General features: G+C 61.7%; 7 protein-coding genes and 1 other RNA gene. 2 read left to right on the top strand and 6 right to left on the bottom strand.

The window, feature by feature from the left end:
- Nucleotides 1–15: 15 nt before the first annotated feature.
- The 6 genes from ffs to CQ002_RS10415 form a co-directional block, all read right to left on the bottom strand.
- Nucleotides 16–112, bottom strand: an RNA gene (gene ffs, locus CQ002_RS10440) — signal recognition particle sRNA small type.
- Nucleotides 113–350: 238 nt separating this feature from the next.
- A complete protein-coding gene (locus CQ002_RS10435; protein WP_034108185.1) occupies nt 351–1,517 on the bottom strand; it encodes a putative zinc-binding metallopeptidase in 1,167 nt (388 codons plus the stop codon).
- 151 nt (nt 1,518–1,668) lie between these two features.
- Entirely contained in the window at nt 1,669–4,038 is a 2,370-nt protein-coding gene (ligA, locus tag CQ002_RS10430) for an NAD-dependent DNA ligase LigA (RefSeq protein WP_105162687.1), read from the bottom strand.
- An 87-nt stretch (nt 4,039–4,125) separates the two neighbouring features.
- Complete coding sequence (zipA, locus tag CQ002_RS10425; protein ID WP_034108189.1) at nt 4,126–4,989, bottom strand: cell division protein ZipA; 864 nt, start codon at nt 4,987–4,989, stop codon at nt 4,126–4,128.
- 259 nt (nt 4,990–5,248) lie between these two features.
- The gene (smc, locus tag CQ002_RS10420) at nt 5,249–8,737 is read right to left on the bottom strand and encodes a chromosome segregation protein SMC (protein WP_034108191.1); all 3,489 of its coding nucleotides are present in this window, start codon (nt 8,735–8,737) and stop codon (nt 5,249–5,251) included.
- Nucleotides 8,738–8,739: 2 nt separating this feature from the next.
- The gene (locus CQ002_RS10415; RefSeq protein ID WP_034108193.1) at nt 8,740–9,399 is read right to left on the bottom strand and encodes a GntR family transcriptional regulator; all 660 of its coding nucleotides are present in this window, start codon (nt 9,397–9,399) and stop codon (nt 8,740–8,742) included.
- 280 nt (nt 9,400–9,679) lie between these two features.
- Here CQ002_RS10415 and xdhA point away from each other — a divergent pair, with 280 nt between their 5' ends.
- Nucleotides 9,680–11,128, top strand: coding sequence for a xanthine dehydrogenase small subunit (gene xdhA, locus CQ002_RS10410; protein WP_069077999.1), 1,449 nt, complete (start codon nt 9,680–9,682; stop codon nt 11,126–11,128).
- Nucleotides 11,121–13,520 carry a xanthine dehydrogenase molybdopterin binding subunit gene (gene xdhB / locus CQ002_RS10405; protein ID WP_105162688.1) on the top strand — a complete coding sequence of 800 codons (2,400 nt, stop codon included), beginning with the start codon at nt 11,121–11,123 and terminating at the stop codon, nt 13,518–13,520. The genes xdhA and xdhB overlap by 8 nt, the downstream gene beginning before the upstream one ends.
- Nucleotides 13,521–13,555 lie beyond the last annotated feature (35 nt).

Raw genomic sequence — 13,555 nt, 5'->3', positions numbered from 1 at the left:
GCGTTATGGAGGCAACCCCACCAGCCACACCCCGGCACACAATGTTCCCGCTGTGGCTGCTGCCTTCCGGCTCTGACCAGGTTCACGGGTAATCGTTGCGGGGGGACCGATGGGGTCACCATAACGACGCTGGCCTCTCGGCAAGCCGCGCTATTGTACCGATCTCATCGGAAGTTACAACCGTTCGGGCCGGATAAAAAATATGAAGGGGCTCAAGTACTTGCCACAGCCCTCAGCATCACGCTTGTCCCCTGTGGGAAGGGGCTTGCCCACGATGACGTTCTACCGGCCCATAAATCAGTTAACGGGCGCACCGCCATCCGGGGCAAGCCCCCTGCCACAGTGGCTCATCATTGCGCCAAGACCACCTCATCCGCCCGGCCACCCTCTTCCTGGATCACCAGGTGAATGAAGTGCAGCTTGGCGATCACCGCCGGTGGCAGCACGAAGGGATAGAAATCCGGCTGGCCCATGCTGCGTGACAGTTCGTTGAGCATGCCGGCCAGCTCGATCCAGGCGTTGACGAACGACAGGAACGCCGCGCCACCGGGATGCTCAGGATCGTAGAGCGTGCTGAGGGGGAATGGCTGGTAATCCAGGTCCATCTCGCGGGCGCTCATGCCAAAGCCGAGGGCGGTGTCGACAGCATCCATCATGTGCAGGTAGTGGGCCCAGGTTTCGGCCCAGTCTTCCCAGGGGTGCATGGTGGCGTAGGCGCTGACGCAGGTTTGCTGCCAGTCAGGGCGTGGGCCGTTCTGGTAGTGGTAGTCGAGTGCATCGGCGTAACTGGCGCGTTCGTCGCCGAACAGGCTGCGAAACGGTTCAAGCCAGTGGGTATTGGCGATCAGGCGATCCCAGTAGTAATGGCCGACCTCATGGCGAAAGTGACCGAGCAGCGTGCGGTAGGGTTCGCGCATCTGTACGCGAACCTTCTCACGGTGGGCGTCGTCGGCTTCCTTGATGTCGAGGGTGATCAAGCCGTTCGCATGGCCCGTCATCGGCGCATTGCCTTCCAGGTCGATACCGACGAAGTCAAAGGCCAGGCCGCTGTCTTCATCAGCGGTCTTGGGCACCACTTTAAGGCCGAGGCTGATCAATTGCGCGACCAGCCGGCGCTTGGCGGTTTCGACTTTGCGCCAGCGCTCAGGGTTTTCCGCGATCGACAGGTCGGGGATGGTGCGGTTGAGGCTGCACGCCACGCACAGCGGCGCGGTGCTGTGCGCTGGGATCAGCCAGTTGCAAGCGGCCGGTGTGTCGAGGTTGGCGCAGCGACGGAAGGCACCAGCGTCGAGGTTGCCATCTTGCAGCCAGGTGCCTTCGACCGGGCCGGGCTGCAGGGAAGCGAGCCGGCTTTGTTGCGGTTGATAGCCCAGCAATGCCTGGCAGGCCAGGCATTGGCTGTTGCGAAAGAACAGGGATTGGCCGCAGCGACACTCCCATACCTTGCTGTCACGAGACGTACCGGCTACGAAGGGTGCAGCAATGCGCGAACTGAGTTGCTCGAAGTAGCGGAACATGGCGATCTCTCCCTGGGTGACTGAGACTAGATCAATTCCCTTCGAAGATCGTTCCGAAAATATAACGATACCTTGCAGGAGCCCGGCTTTGCGGCGATAGCGATTTCGCGCACGTATCGCCGGCAAGCCGGGCGCCTACCGTGGAGGGGTGTCAATCGACCTTGATAGCGTGCTTGGCGAGGAAGGCGACGAAGGCGTCTTCGTCCAACACCTTCACGCCTAGTTCATTGGCCTTGGCCAGTTTGGAACCCGCGCCCGGCCCGGCCACCACGCAGTGGGTCTTCGCCGAGACGGAACCGGCCACCTTGGCGCCGAGGCTTTCGAGCTTGTCCTTGGCCACGTCACGGCTCATCAGCTCCAGGGAGCCGGTGAGCACCCAGGTGTGCCCAGCTTCGGGCAACCCTTCGACGACTTTCTTCTCGCTCAGCCAGTGCATGCCGAAGTCCTTGAGCTGCTGCTCAATGGCCAGGGCGCGGTTGGCGTTGTCTGGGTTATCAAAAAAGTCGCGCACGGCCTTGGCCTGCTTCTCGGGCAGGGCCTGGCGCATATCCAGCCAGTCGGCCTTGATCACACCTTCAAGGGTGACGAACTTGTCCGCGAGTTTCTGCGCAGCGCCAGGGCCGACGCTCGGCACGTGCAGCTTGTCGAGCAAACCACCCAGGGTAGTGCTGGCGGCGAATTCGGCGCTCAGCTCGCCCTCCTCCTGCAATTGCAGCGCGCATTCCTGCGGCGACAACAGTGCGCCGATCACGTCCTGGTTGTGGTCGTCCTCGAAGAAGCTGTGGATCTCGTGCGCGACTTCCAGGCCAACGTCCGGCAAGTACGTGAGCACTTCAGGCAAGGCCTTCTGCACGCGCGCCAGCGAAGCCAGGGAGCGCGCCAGCACCTTGGCGGTCTCCTCGCCCACGTCGGGGATGCCCAGGGCATAGATAAACCGCGCCAGGGTCGGGGTCTTGCTGTTCTCGATGGCGGTGATCAGCTTCTTGCTGGAGATGTCGGCAAAGCCTTCCAGGTCGATGATCTGCTCGTACTTGAGCTTATAGAGATCAGCGGGTGAGCCGATGAGCTTTTCATCCACCAGTTGCTCGATGGTCTTGTCACCCAGGCCGTCGATGTCCATGGCGCGGCGCGAGACAAAATGGATGATCGCTTGCTTGAGCTGTGCGGCACAGGCCAGGCGGCCGACGCAGCGGTACACCGCGCCTTCGGTGACGGTTTCCTTGCCCTTGCTGCGTTTGACCAGTTGCGTGCGCTCCACATGGGAGCCGCACACCGGGCAGGTTTCGGGGATCTGCACGGCACGGGCATTTTCCGGACGGCGCTCGGGCACCACGGACACCACCTGCGGGATCACATCACCGGCGCGGCGGATGATCACGGTGTCGCCGATCATCAGGCCCAGGCGCGCGACTTCGTCCATGTTGTGCAAGGTGGCGTTGGACACGGTCACACCCGCGACCTTGACCGGCTTGAGCCGCGCCACGGGGGTGACGGCGCCGGTGCGGCCGACCTGGAATTCCACGTCGAGCAGTTCAGTCAGCTCTTCCATGGCCGGGAATTTATGCGCGATGGCCCAGCGCGGCTCGCGGGCGCGAAAGCCCAGTTCACGCTGGGAGGCAATGCTGTTGACCTTGAATACCACGCCATCGATCTCATAGCCGAGGCTGCTGCGCCGCTCGCCGATATCGCGGTAGTACTCCAGACATGCCTGGATGCCCTTGGCCAGCTTCAGTTCGTGGCTGATGGGCATGCCCCATTTCTGCAACTGCTTCAGGTTGCCGATATGGGTATCGCTGATGTCGGCGGTTACCTGGCCAATGCCATAGCAGCAGAACTCCAACGGGCGACTGGCGGTGATCTTCGAATCCAGTTGGCGCAGGCTGCCGGCCGCGGCATTGCGCGGGTTGGCGAAAGTCTTGCCGCCGACTTCCAGTTGCGAGGCATTGAGCCGTTCGAAACCGGCCTTGGACATGAACACTTCGCCACGCACTTCCAGGGTTGCCGGCCAGCCGCTGCCGTGCAGTTTCAACGGAATATTGCGCACGGTGCGCACGTTGACGCTGATGTCCTCACCGGTGGTGCCGTCACCCCGGGTGGCGCCGCGTACCAGTTCGCCGTCCTGATACAGCAGGCTCACCGCCAGGCCGTCCAGCTTCGGTTCGCAGCTGTATTCCACCGCTGCACCGCCACCGAACAAGTCCCCCACCGGCAGGTCGAGGCCTTCGGTCACCCGGCGATCGAATTCGAGCAGGGTGGTTTCATCAAAGACGTTACCGAGGCTGAGCATCGGAATTTCGTGCCGTACCTGGGTGAACGCCGACAACGCCGCACTGCCGACCCGCTGCGTCGGCGAATCGCGCGTTACCAGGTCCGGATGCTCGGCTTCCAGGGCCTTGAGCTCGTGGAACAGCCGGTCGTACTCGGCGTCCGGAATGCTCGGCTCGTCGAGGACGTGGTAACGGTAGTTGTGCTGATCCAGTTCAGCGCGCAGTTCGAGAATGCGGGTGTGGGCGGCGGTCATGGGTGTTCTCTCAGAAAGCAAAAGAGCAGCCGAAGCTGCTCAATATGTTAGTGCGCTTATTCTACTGACAACGCTGAAGACCAATCCTCAGCGTTTCTGTGTCAGGGCGCGACGCTCGAACTCGACGATGCGCTGACGGTAATGTTCGATGGTTTGCGCGGTGAGGACGCTACGCTGGTCGTCCTTGAGCTCGCCATTGAGTTCCTGGGACAGCTTGCGGGCCGCGGCCACCATCACGTCGAACGCTTGTTTCGGGTGACGCGGGCCTGGCAAACCAAGGAAGAAGCTCACGGCCGGGGTGCTGAACAGGTCGATATCGTCCAGATCAAACGTGCCCGGCTTGACGGCGTTGGCCATGGAGAACAGCACTTCACCGTTACCGGCCATGCTTTCGTGACGGTGGAAAATATCCATCTCGCCAAAACGCAGGCCGCTTTCGAGGATGTTCTGCAGCAAGGCCGGGCCTTTGAAGCCAGCGGCGTCGCGGCAGATCACGCTGATCACCAGCACTTCTTCGGCAGCCGGCTGGTCGTTCACCGATTGGCGCGACGCCGTTTTACCCAGGTTTTCATCCGGGAAATCATCATCGCGGCTGCTGAAGCTCGGGCCTTCGTCGACGTCAAGGTTCAGGTCACCCTGATGCGGCTCGGCCACGGCGGCATTGGCGCGCTTGCCACGCTTGGAGGACGGCTCGCGGGCTTCACGCACGGGTGCGCTCATCGAGGGCAAGTCGTGCTCGTCCAGTTGTGGCTCTTTATGAGTATCCAGCACACGGGGCGGCCCCAGCAGCTCGGCGCTGCCGTCGTCGTCGGGCAAGTTGGACAGGTTACGGTCCAGACGGAATTTGAGCTTGCCCTTGCCACCGCGCATCCGGCGCCAGCCATCAAAAAGAATACCGGCAATGACAATAATGCCGATGACGATCAGCCACTCGCGCAGACCGATTTCCATGTAATCCCGTGCCTCTAATAAAAAATGCTGAAAAATAAGGGGTTTAGCAACGTGCAAACCGCTTTAAAACGTGGCGCCAACTCTATGTTCTGACTGACGTTTTGCCCACGCATACGAAAATTTGACATTAAACTAGCACGACCAAAGATAACTTTACACCGTCTGTCAAAATGCCTTGAACAAATATGTCCATTTGCCACTTTCGCCAGGCCGGTAAATCGTCCTACAGCGTGCTAGGAATTTTCTCTGTTGGCGCGGCTCAGGATTCAACCATCGCCATCGCTTCTTCCACATCCACCGCCACCAGGCGCGAACAACCCGGTTCGTGCATCGTGACACCCATCAACTGATCAGCCATTTCCATGGCGATCTTATTGTGGGTGATATAGATGAACTGCACGGTCTGGGACATCTCCTTGACCAACCGCGCGTACCGTCCAACGTTAGCGTCATCCAGCGGGGCGTCAACTTCGTCGAGCATGCAGAACGGCGCCGGGTTCAACTTGAAGATGGCAAATACCAGGGCCAGTGCGGTCAGGGCTTTCTCGCCGCCGGACAACAAATGGATGGTGCTGTTCTTCTTGCCCGGAGGCCGCGCCATGATCGTTACCCCTGTATCGAGTAGATCTTCGCCCGTCAGTTCCAAGTAAGCGCTGCCACCGCCGAAAACTTTCGGGAATAAGGCCTGTAAACCGCCATTAATCTGATCAAAGGTATCTTTGAAGCGGTTACGGGTTTCCTTGTCGATCTTGCGGATCACGTTTTCCAGGGTGTCCAGCGCTTCCACCAGATCGGCGTCCTGGGCATCCAGATAGCGCTTACGCTCCGATTGCTGCTGGTATTCGTCGATGGCTGCGAGGTTGATCGCGCCCAGGCGCTGGATACGTGCGGCAATGCGCTCGAGTTCTTCTTCGGCTTCTTTTTCGTTGGCCTGGGCGGTCAGCGTATTGAGCACGCCGTGCAGGTCGTAGCCGTCTTCCAGCAATTGGTCTTGCAGGGTCTTGCGGCGCACGGTCAGGGCTTGCCACTCCATGCGCTGTTGTTCGAGTTGGCCGCGGATCAACTGGGATTGCTGCTCGGCCTGGGTGCGGCGTTTTTCGGCGTCGCGCAGTTCGCGGTCGGCGTCTTCCAGGGCGATCTGCGCGGTCTTGAGCTCTTCGTCGACGGTCATGCGCTTGTCGAGCAACTCTTCGAGCTTGAGGCGGAGCTCTTCCAGCGGCGCTTCGCCCTCTTCGAGGTTGAGGCTCAGTTGCTCGCGCTTTTCGGTGAGGCGCTCGGATTGCATCTCCAGGCGCTCAAGGGCCTGGGCCGTCGACGCGTGCTGCGCCTTGAGCGAACCCAAGCGCACGGCCAACTGGTGGGCATGGTCCTTGTGCTGGCGCGCCTCCTGGCGCACGCGGTCGAGGCGCTCGCGCAAGCTGTCGCGCTGGGCCAGCAGCAATTCGCGCTGCTCGGTGTCCAGCGCCATGCTGTCGAGGGCTTCCTGCAAGTGCAGGCGGGCCTCACCAATCTGTTCGTGTTCGAGCGCGCGTTGCTCGCCCATCTCGGCGACTTCTTCGTCAAGCCGGGTGCGGCGCAGGGTCAGTTGCTCGACCTTGGCTTTGCTCGCAGAAAGCTGGGCCTTGAGCTCGCCTTGCTGGCGCGCTTCGTCCTGCAGCAGGCGGCGCAGGTGTTCGCGGCCGGTCTCTTGCTGGCGCTGGGTGGCGCGCAGGGTTTGCAATTCGGTTTCCAGGCTTTCGAGGGTGGCTTCACGCTCTTCGCGCTCGGCGGTCAGGTTGACGATTTCCTGGCCACGGGCCAACACGCCGCTTTCCGCTTCACTGGCGCGGCGCACGCGCAGGAAATGGCGCCCCACCCAATAGCCGTCGCGGCTGATCAGGCTTTCGCCGGCCGCCAGTTGGCCGCGCTGGGCCAGGGCCTGCTCAAGTGAGTCGACCGGCCTGACCTGGCCCAGCCACGGCGACAGATCAATCGCCGCTTCAACTTTATCCAGCAAGCTGCCCGGCACCCGCGTGCCATCGGCAGCCGGGCTGAGCAAACGCAAATCACCCTGGGCAAAACCGGCCAGGTCGAAGCCGCCAAAGTCATCGACCAATACGGCTTGCAGGTCGGCGCCTAAAACGGTTTCTACCGCCAACTCCCAACCCGCCTCGACTTTCAACCCCTCGGCCAGGCGCGGGCGTTCGGCCAAATGCTGATCGCGCAGCCATTCGGCAGTGCCAGTGCCTGGGTCCAATGCGGCTTGCTGCAAGGCTTCAAGGGAGGCCAAACGACCGTTGAGCCGCTGCAGATCGCCCTGAGCCTGTTGCTGCGCCTGGGTCGCCTGTTGCAGCTGCTGACGCAATTGCTCCAGGCGCTCCACTTGTTGTTCTTCGCTGGCTTCCAGTTCCTCCAGCGTCATCTCGCTTTCGGCCAGTTGCTCGCTCAGCTCCATGATAGCCGCGTCTTCCGGGTCGGCGGCGAGCAGCACGCGCTCTTCCTGCAGACGACGCTGGCGCTCGGCCAGGCGCTCCATGCTGGTTTCCAGCTGCTGGATGCGTGACTGCTGCACCTCGGCCTGGCGGCGCGGCTCGGCGGACTTGAGGTTGAACGTGTCCCACTGCTCCTGCCAGCCGTGCATGGTGGTTTCGGACTCTTCCAGCGCGGCGGCGGCTTCTTCGGCGGCGGCGCTGGTGATTTCCTGCTCGGGGATGAGCATGTCGAGTTCTTCGCCGAGGGTCAGCAGCAAAGTGCGGTCGTGGCCCAGGTGCGATTCGGTTTCCAGGCGCGCGCGCTCGGCTTCTTTCAAATCATCCTGCAACTGGCGCAGGCGCTGCTGGCCGTGCTGGATGCTCTGCTCCACGCGAGCAATGTCGCCCCCCACCGAATAGAAGCGGCCTTGCACCAGATTGAAGCGCTCGGACAGGTCATGGTGACCGTCACGCAGGCGTTCGATGCTGGCATCGGCGTTGCGCTGCTCGGCCACCAGGGCTTCGAAGCTGATTTCCTGGGTGCCGATGATCGCTTCGCGCTGCCCCACCTGGTCATTCAGCGCCTGCCAACGCAAGGCCGACAATTGCGCCTTGAGCTGGCGCTCCTCGCCCTTGTATTCCTGATACTTCTCGGCAGCCTGGGCCTGGCGGTGCAGGCGCTCCAACTGGCGCTCCAGCTCTTCGCGCAGGTCGGTCAGGCGAGCGAGGTTCTCGTGGGTGCGGCGGATGCGGTTTTCGGTCTCGCGGCGGCGCTCCTTGTACTTGGAGATGCCGGCCGCTTCCTCGATGAAGTTACGCAGGTCCTCGGGCTTGGCTTCGATCAACTTGGAGATCATGCCCTGCTCGATGATCGAGTAGCTGCGCGGGCCCAGGCCTGTGCCGAGGAAAATATCGGTGATGTCACGACGGCGACACTTGGTGCCGTTGAGGAAATAGCTGTTCTGGCTGTCGCGGGTCACTTTGCGGCGAATGGAGATTTCCGCGTAGGCCGCGTACTCGCCGATCAACGTGCCATCGGAGTTATCGAACACCAGCTCGATGCTGGCCTGGCTGACGGGCTTGCGGCTGGTGGAGCCGTTGAAGATGACGTCGGTCATCGACTCGCCACGCAGGTTTTTTGCCGAGCTCTCGCCCATCACCCAGCGGACGGCGTCGATGATGTTCGACTTGCCGCAACCATTGGGCCCGACCACCGCCGCCATGTTACTGGGGAAGTTCACCGTGGTCGGGTCGACGAAGGACTTGAACCCCGCCAGTTTGATGCACTTGAGCCGCACGTCTAGGCGTCCGCCAACGCAGCGATGACCAGCGAGCAACTGCGCTGGCCGTAGGCCGACAGCACCTGGCGGATCTGCACCAGGTCACGCGCCAGCACGGCGGCGAGCAACTGCTCGAACAGCGCCAGGTACTCGCTCATGGACGCCTTGCGTTGATCCAGCGCCAGGTAATAGGCGCGGTTCATCGCCGGCTGCAGGTTCTCGACGGTTTCCTGCAAGTAGGGGTTATTGGCGAAGGGGTACGCGGCGCGCATCACATTGAAGCTTTCTTCGACGAAGGCGCGGATGTCCTGGCGCTCGAAGCTGCCCACCAACCGTTGCTGGATCTGCAGGAACGGCGCCATGTCGGCCTGCACACGCCAACCTTCGGCAACCGCGTTGCCGAGCAGGATGTACAACTCCCCCATCAAGGTGCACAGGCTCTGCACCTTGTGGGCGGTGAGTTCGGTGACATGGGCGCCACGACGCGGCAAGATCGCGATCAAGTGACGGCGTTCGAGGATCAGCAAGGCTTCGCGCACGGAACCACGGCTGACATTGAGTGCCAGCGTGACCTTTTGCTCCTGGATCCGCTCCCCAGGCTTGAGATCGCCGCGAATGATGCGTTCGGCGAGGTGGTGAGCGATTTGCTCGGCGAGACTGTCCGGCGCCTTGAACGTCATGTTTTCCCTTCAAAATCTTCTATCGGTACAAGCGCGGCAGTGTAGCGCATTGGCCCGCTGATGGCGCTACGCCCACCGTGGCGAATTTGGCATGAAATAAGCAACACGCAAACCCCATAAGCCGCCAAAAACAACGGTTCCAGAAGACTGGACCATAATTGAAAGTGTTGCGATCGCAATTTCTTGACCTTCTGGTCAGAAAATCGTTGACCGAAAAGTCAGACATGACTAGATTCGGCGCAAAGCGGTTAACAACAATAATGAGTCTGCGAGGCCTTCCGTGATCCAGTTTTTACTCAACCAGGAACTCCGTAGCGAGCACGCCCTGGACCCCAACTTGACTGTGCTCAACTATTTGCGTGAGCACCTGGGCAAATCCGGTACCAAAGAGGGCTGCGCCAGCGGCGACTGCGGTGCGTGCACCGTGGTGGTCGGCGAGTTGCACACGGACGACCAGGGGGCCGAACACATTCGTTATCGCAGCCTCAACTCGTGCCTGACCTTTGTGTCGTCGCTGCACGGTAAACAACTGATCAGCGTCGAGGACCTCAAGCACCAGGGCCAACTCCACAGCGTGCAGCAGGCCATGGTGGAGTGCCATGGTTCGCAGTGCGGCTTTTGTACCCCTGGTTTCGTGATGTCGCTGTTCGCCCTGCAAAAGAACAGCGAAGCACCGGACAGCCAGAAGGCCCATGAAGCCCTGGCCGGCAACCTGTGCCGCTGCACCGGCTATCGTCCGATCCTCGCGGCTGCCGAACAGGCCTGCTGCAACAAACCTCAGGACCAGTTCGACAGCCGTGAAACCGAGACCATCGCCCGCCTCAAAGCCATCACCCCGACGCAAACCGGTGAACTCAACAGCGGCGACAAACGCTGCCTGGTGCCGCTGACCGTCGCCGACCTGGCCGACCTCTATGACGCCTATCCGCAAGCCCGCCTGCTGGCCGGCGGCACCGACCTGGCGCTGGAAGTCACCCAGTTCCACCGCACGCTGCCGGTGATGATCTACGTTGGCAACATTGAAGAAATGAAGCGCATCGAAGACTTCGACGACCGCCTGGAAATCGGCGCTGCCACCGCCCTTTCCGACTGCTACGCCGCGCTGCACCACGCCTACCCGGACTTCGGCGACCTGCTGCACCGCTTCGCCTCCCTGCAAATCCGCAACCAGGGTACCCTCGGCGGCAATATCGGCAACGCGTCGCCAATTGGCGATTCGCCGCCGCTGCTGATCGCCCTCGGCGCACAGATTGTGCTGTGCAAGGGCGAGACACGCCGCACGTTGGCGCTCGAAGACTATTTCATCGATTACCGTGTCACCGCCCGCCAGGACAGCGAGTTCATCGAGAAGATCATCGTGCCGAAGGGTCACGCGTTGTTCCGCGCCTACAAGGTTTCCAAGCGCCTGGACGATGATATTTCCGCCGTCTGCGCCGCGTTCAATCTGAAGATCGACAACGGTGTGATTCGCGAAGCCCGCGTCGCGTTCGGCGGCATGGCCGCCACGCCCAAGCGCGCCAAGAGCTGCGAAGCCGCGTTGGTCGGCGCCACCTGGAACAGCGCCACCGTGGAAAAAGCCTGCGCCGCCCTGGCCCAGGACTTCACCCCCTTGTCAGACTTCCGCGCCAGCAAGGAATACCGCCTGCTCAGCGCCCAGAACCTGCTGCGCAAATACTTCATTGAACTGCAAACGCCGCACATCGAGACTCGGGTGACCGCTTATGTCTAACCATCACGCCGTCGTTAAAACCCAGGCCGAACTCGCCGAGCTGTTTGCCCGCGACCTCACCTCCGGGGTCGGCCGCAGCGTCAAGCATGACAGCGCCGCCAAACATGTTTCCGGCGAAGCGCAGTACATCGATGACCGCCTGGAATTTCCCAATCAGTTGCACCTGTATGCACGCATGTCCGACCGCGCCCACGCTCGCATCCTCAGCATCGACACCGCGCCCTGCTACGCCTTCGACGGCGTGCGCATCGTCATCACCCATGAAGACGTGCCAGGCCTCAAGGATATCGGCCCGTTGATGCCTGGCGATCCCTTGCTGGCGATTGATACGGTGCAGTTCGTTGGGCAGGTCGTGCTGGCCGTCGCCGCCCGCGACCTGGAAACCGCGCGCAAGGCCGCCATGGCAGCAGTGATCGAATACGAAGACCTGGAACCGGTGCTGGATGTGGTCGAGGCCTTTCGCAACAAACATTTCGTGCTCGACAGCCACACCCATCAACGCGGTGATTCGGCCAGCGCACTGGCGACTGCGAAAAACCGTATCCAGGGCACCCTGCACATCGGTGGCCAGGAGCACTTCTACCTGGAAACCCAGATCTCTTCAGTGATGCCCACCGAAGACGGCGGCATGATCGTCTACTGCTCCACACAGAACCCCACCGAAGTGCAGAAACTGGTGGCCGAAGTACTGGACGTGTCGATGAACAAGATCGTGGTCGACATGCGCCGCATGGGCGGTGGTTTCGGTGGCAAGGAAACCCAGGCGGCCAGCCCCGCGTGCCTGTGCGCAGTCGTGGCGCGCCTGACCGGCCAGCCCACCAAGATGCGCCTGCCGCGGGTCGAAGACATGTTGATGACCGGTAAGCGCCACCCGTTCTATATCGAATACGACGTGGGCTTCGACGACAGCGGCCGCCTGCACGGGATCAAACTGGAACTGGCGGGTAACTGCGGCTGCTCGCCGGACCTGTCGAACTCGATTGTCGACCGTGCGATGTTCCACGCCGACAACTCGTATTACCTGGGCGATGCCACCGTCAACGGCCACCGCTGCAAGACCAACACCGCGTCCAATACCGCCTATCGCGGTTTCGGCGGACCCCAAGGCATGGTCGCCATCGAGGAAGTGATGGACGCCATCGCCCGCCATCTGGCCCTCGACCCACTGGCAGTGCGCAAGGCCAACTATTACGGCAAGACCGAGCGCAACGTCACCCACTACTTCCAGACCGTCGAGCACAACATGCTCGAAGAGATGACTGCCGAGCTGGAAGCCAGCAGCCAATACGCCGAGCGCCGCGAAGCGATCCGGCTGTACAACGCCCACAGCCCGATCCTGAAAAAAGGCCTGGCATTGACGCCGGTTAAATTCGGCATTTCGTTTACCGCCAGCTTCCTCAACCAGGCCGGTGCATTGATCCATATCTACACCGACGGCAGCATCCACCTGAACCACGGCGGCACCGAGATGGGCCAGGGCCTGAATACCAAGGTCGCGCAGGTGGTGGCCGAGGTATTCCAGGTTGAAATCGACCGTGTGCAAATCACCGCCACCAACACCGACAAGGTGCCCAACACCTCGCCAACGGCGGCTTCCAGCGGTGCCGACCTGAACGGCAAGGCCGCGCAGAACGCCGCCGAAACCATCAAGCAGCGCCTGGTGGAATTCGCCGCACGCAAATACGACGTGAGCGAAGCGGATGTGGAATTCCACAACGGTCACGTGCGCGTGCGTGACCAGATCCTGACCTTCGAGGCGTTGATCCAGCAGGCGTATTTCGCCCAGGTCTCGCTGTCCAGCACCGGTTTCTACAAGACCCCGAAAATCTTCTACGACCGCAGCCAGGCGCGGGGCCGGCCGTTCTACTACTTTGCGTTCGGCGCGGCGTGCTGCGAGGTGATCGTCGACACGCTGACTGGCGAATATAAAATGCTGCGCACCGACATCCTCCACGACGTGGGCGCCTCGCTGAACCCGGCCATCGACATCGGCCAGGTGGAAGGCGGCTTTATCCAAGGCATGGGCTGGCTGACCATGGAGGAGCTGGTGTGGAACAACAAGGGCAAGCTGATGACCAACGGCCCGGCCAGCTACAAGATCCCGGCGGTGGCTGACATGCCGCTGGACCTGCGGGTGAAGCTGGTGGAAAACCGCAAGAACCCCGAAGACACGGTGTTCCATTCCAAAGCCGTGGGCGAGCCGCCGTTCATGCTCGGCATCGCTTCGTGGTGCGCGATCAAGGACGCGGTGGCGAGCCTGGGTGACTATCGCCATCAGCCGAAGATCGATGCGCCGGCGACACCGGAGCGGGTGTTGTGGGGCTGCGAACAGATGCGGCAGTTGCAGGCGGCGAAGGCTGTTGAGGCTGAAACCGAGATGGCTTCGCTCTAGACCGAGGCGCTGCCTTCGCGGGCAAACCCGCTTCC

Origin of the sequence: Pseudomonas sp. MYb13 (assembly GCF_002980075.1) — a bacterium.
In the GTDB taxonomy this organism is placed as follows: Bacteria; Pseudomonadota; Gammaproteobacteria; order Pseudomonadales; family Pseudomonadaceae; genus Aquipseudomonas; species Aquipseudomonas lurida.
Note: the sequence above shows the minus strand (reverse complement) of the source record. Positions and strands in the feature narration are given on the sequence as shown.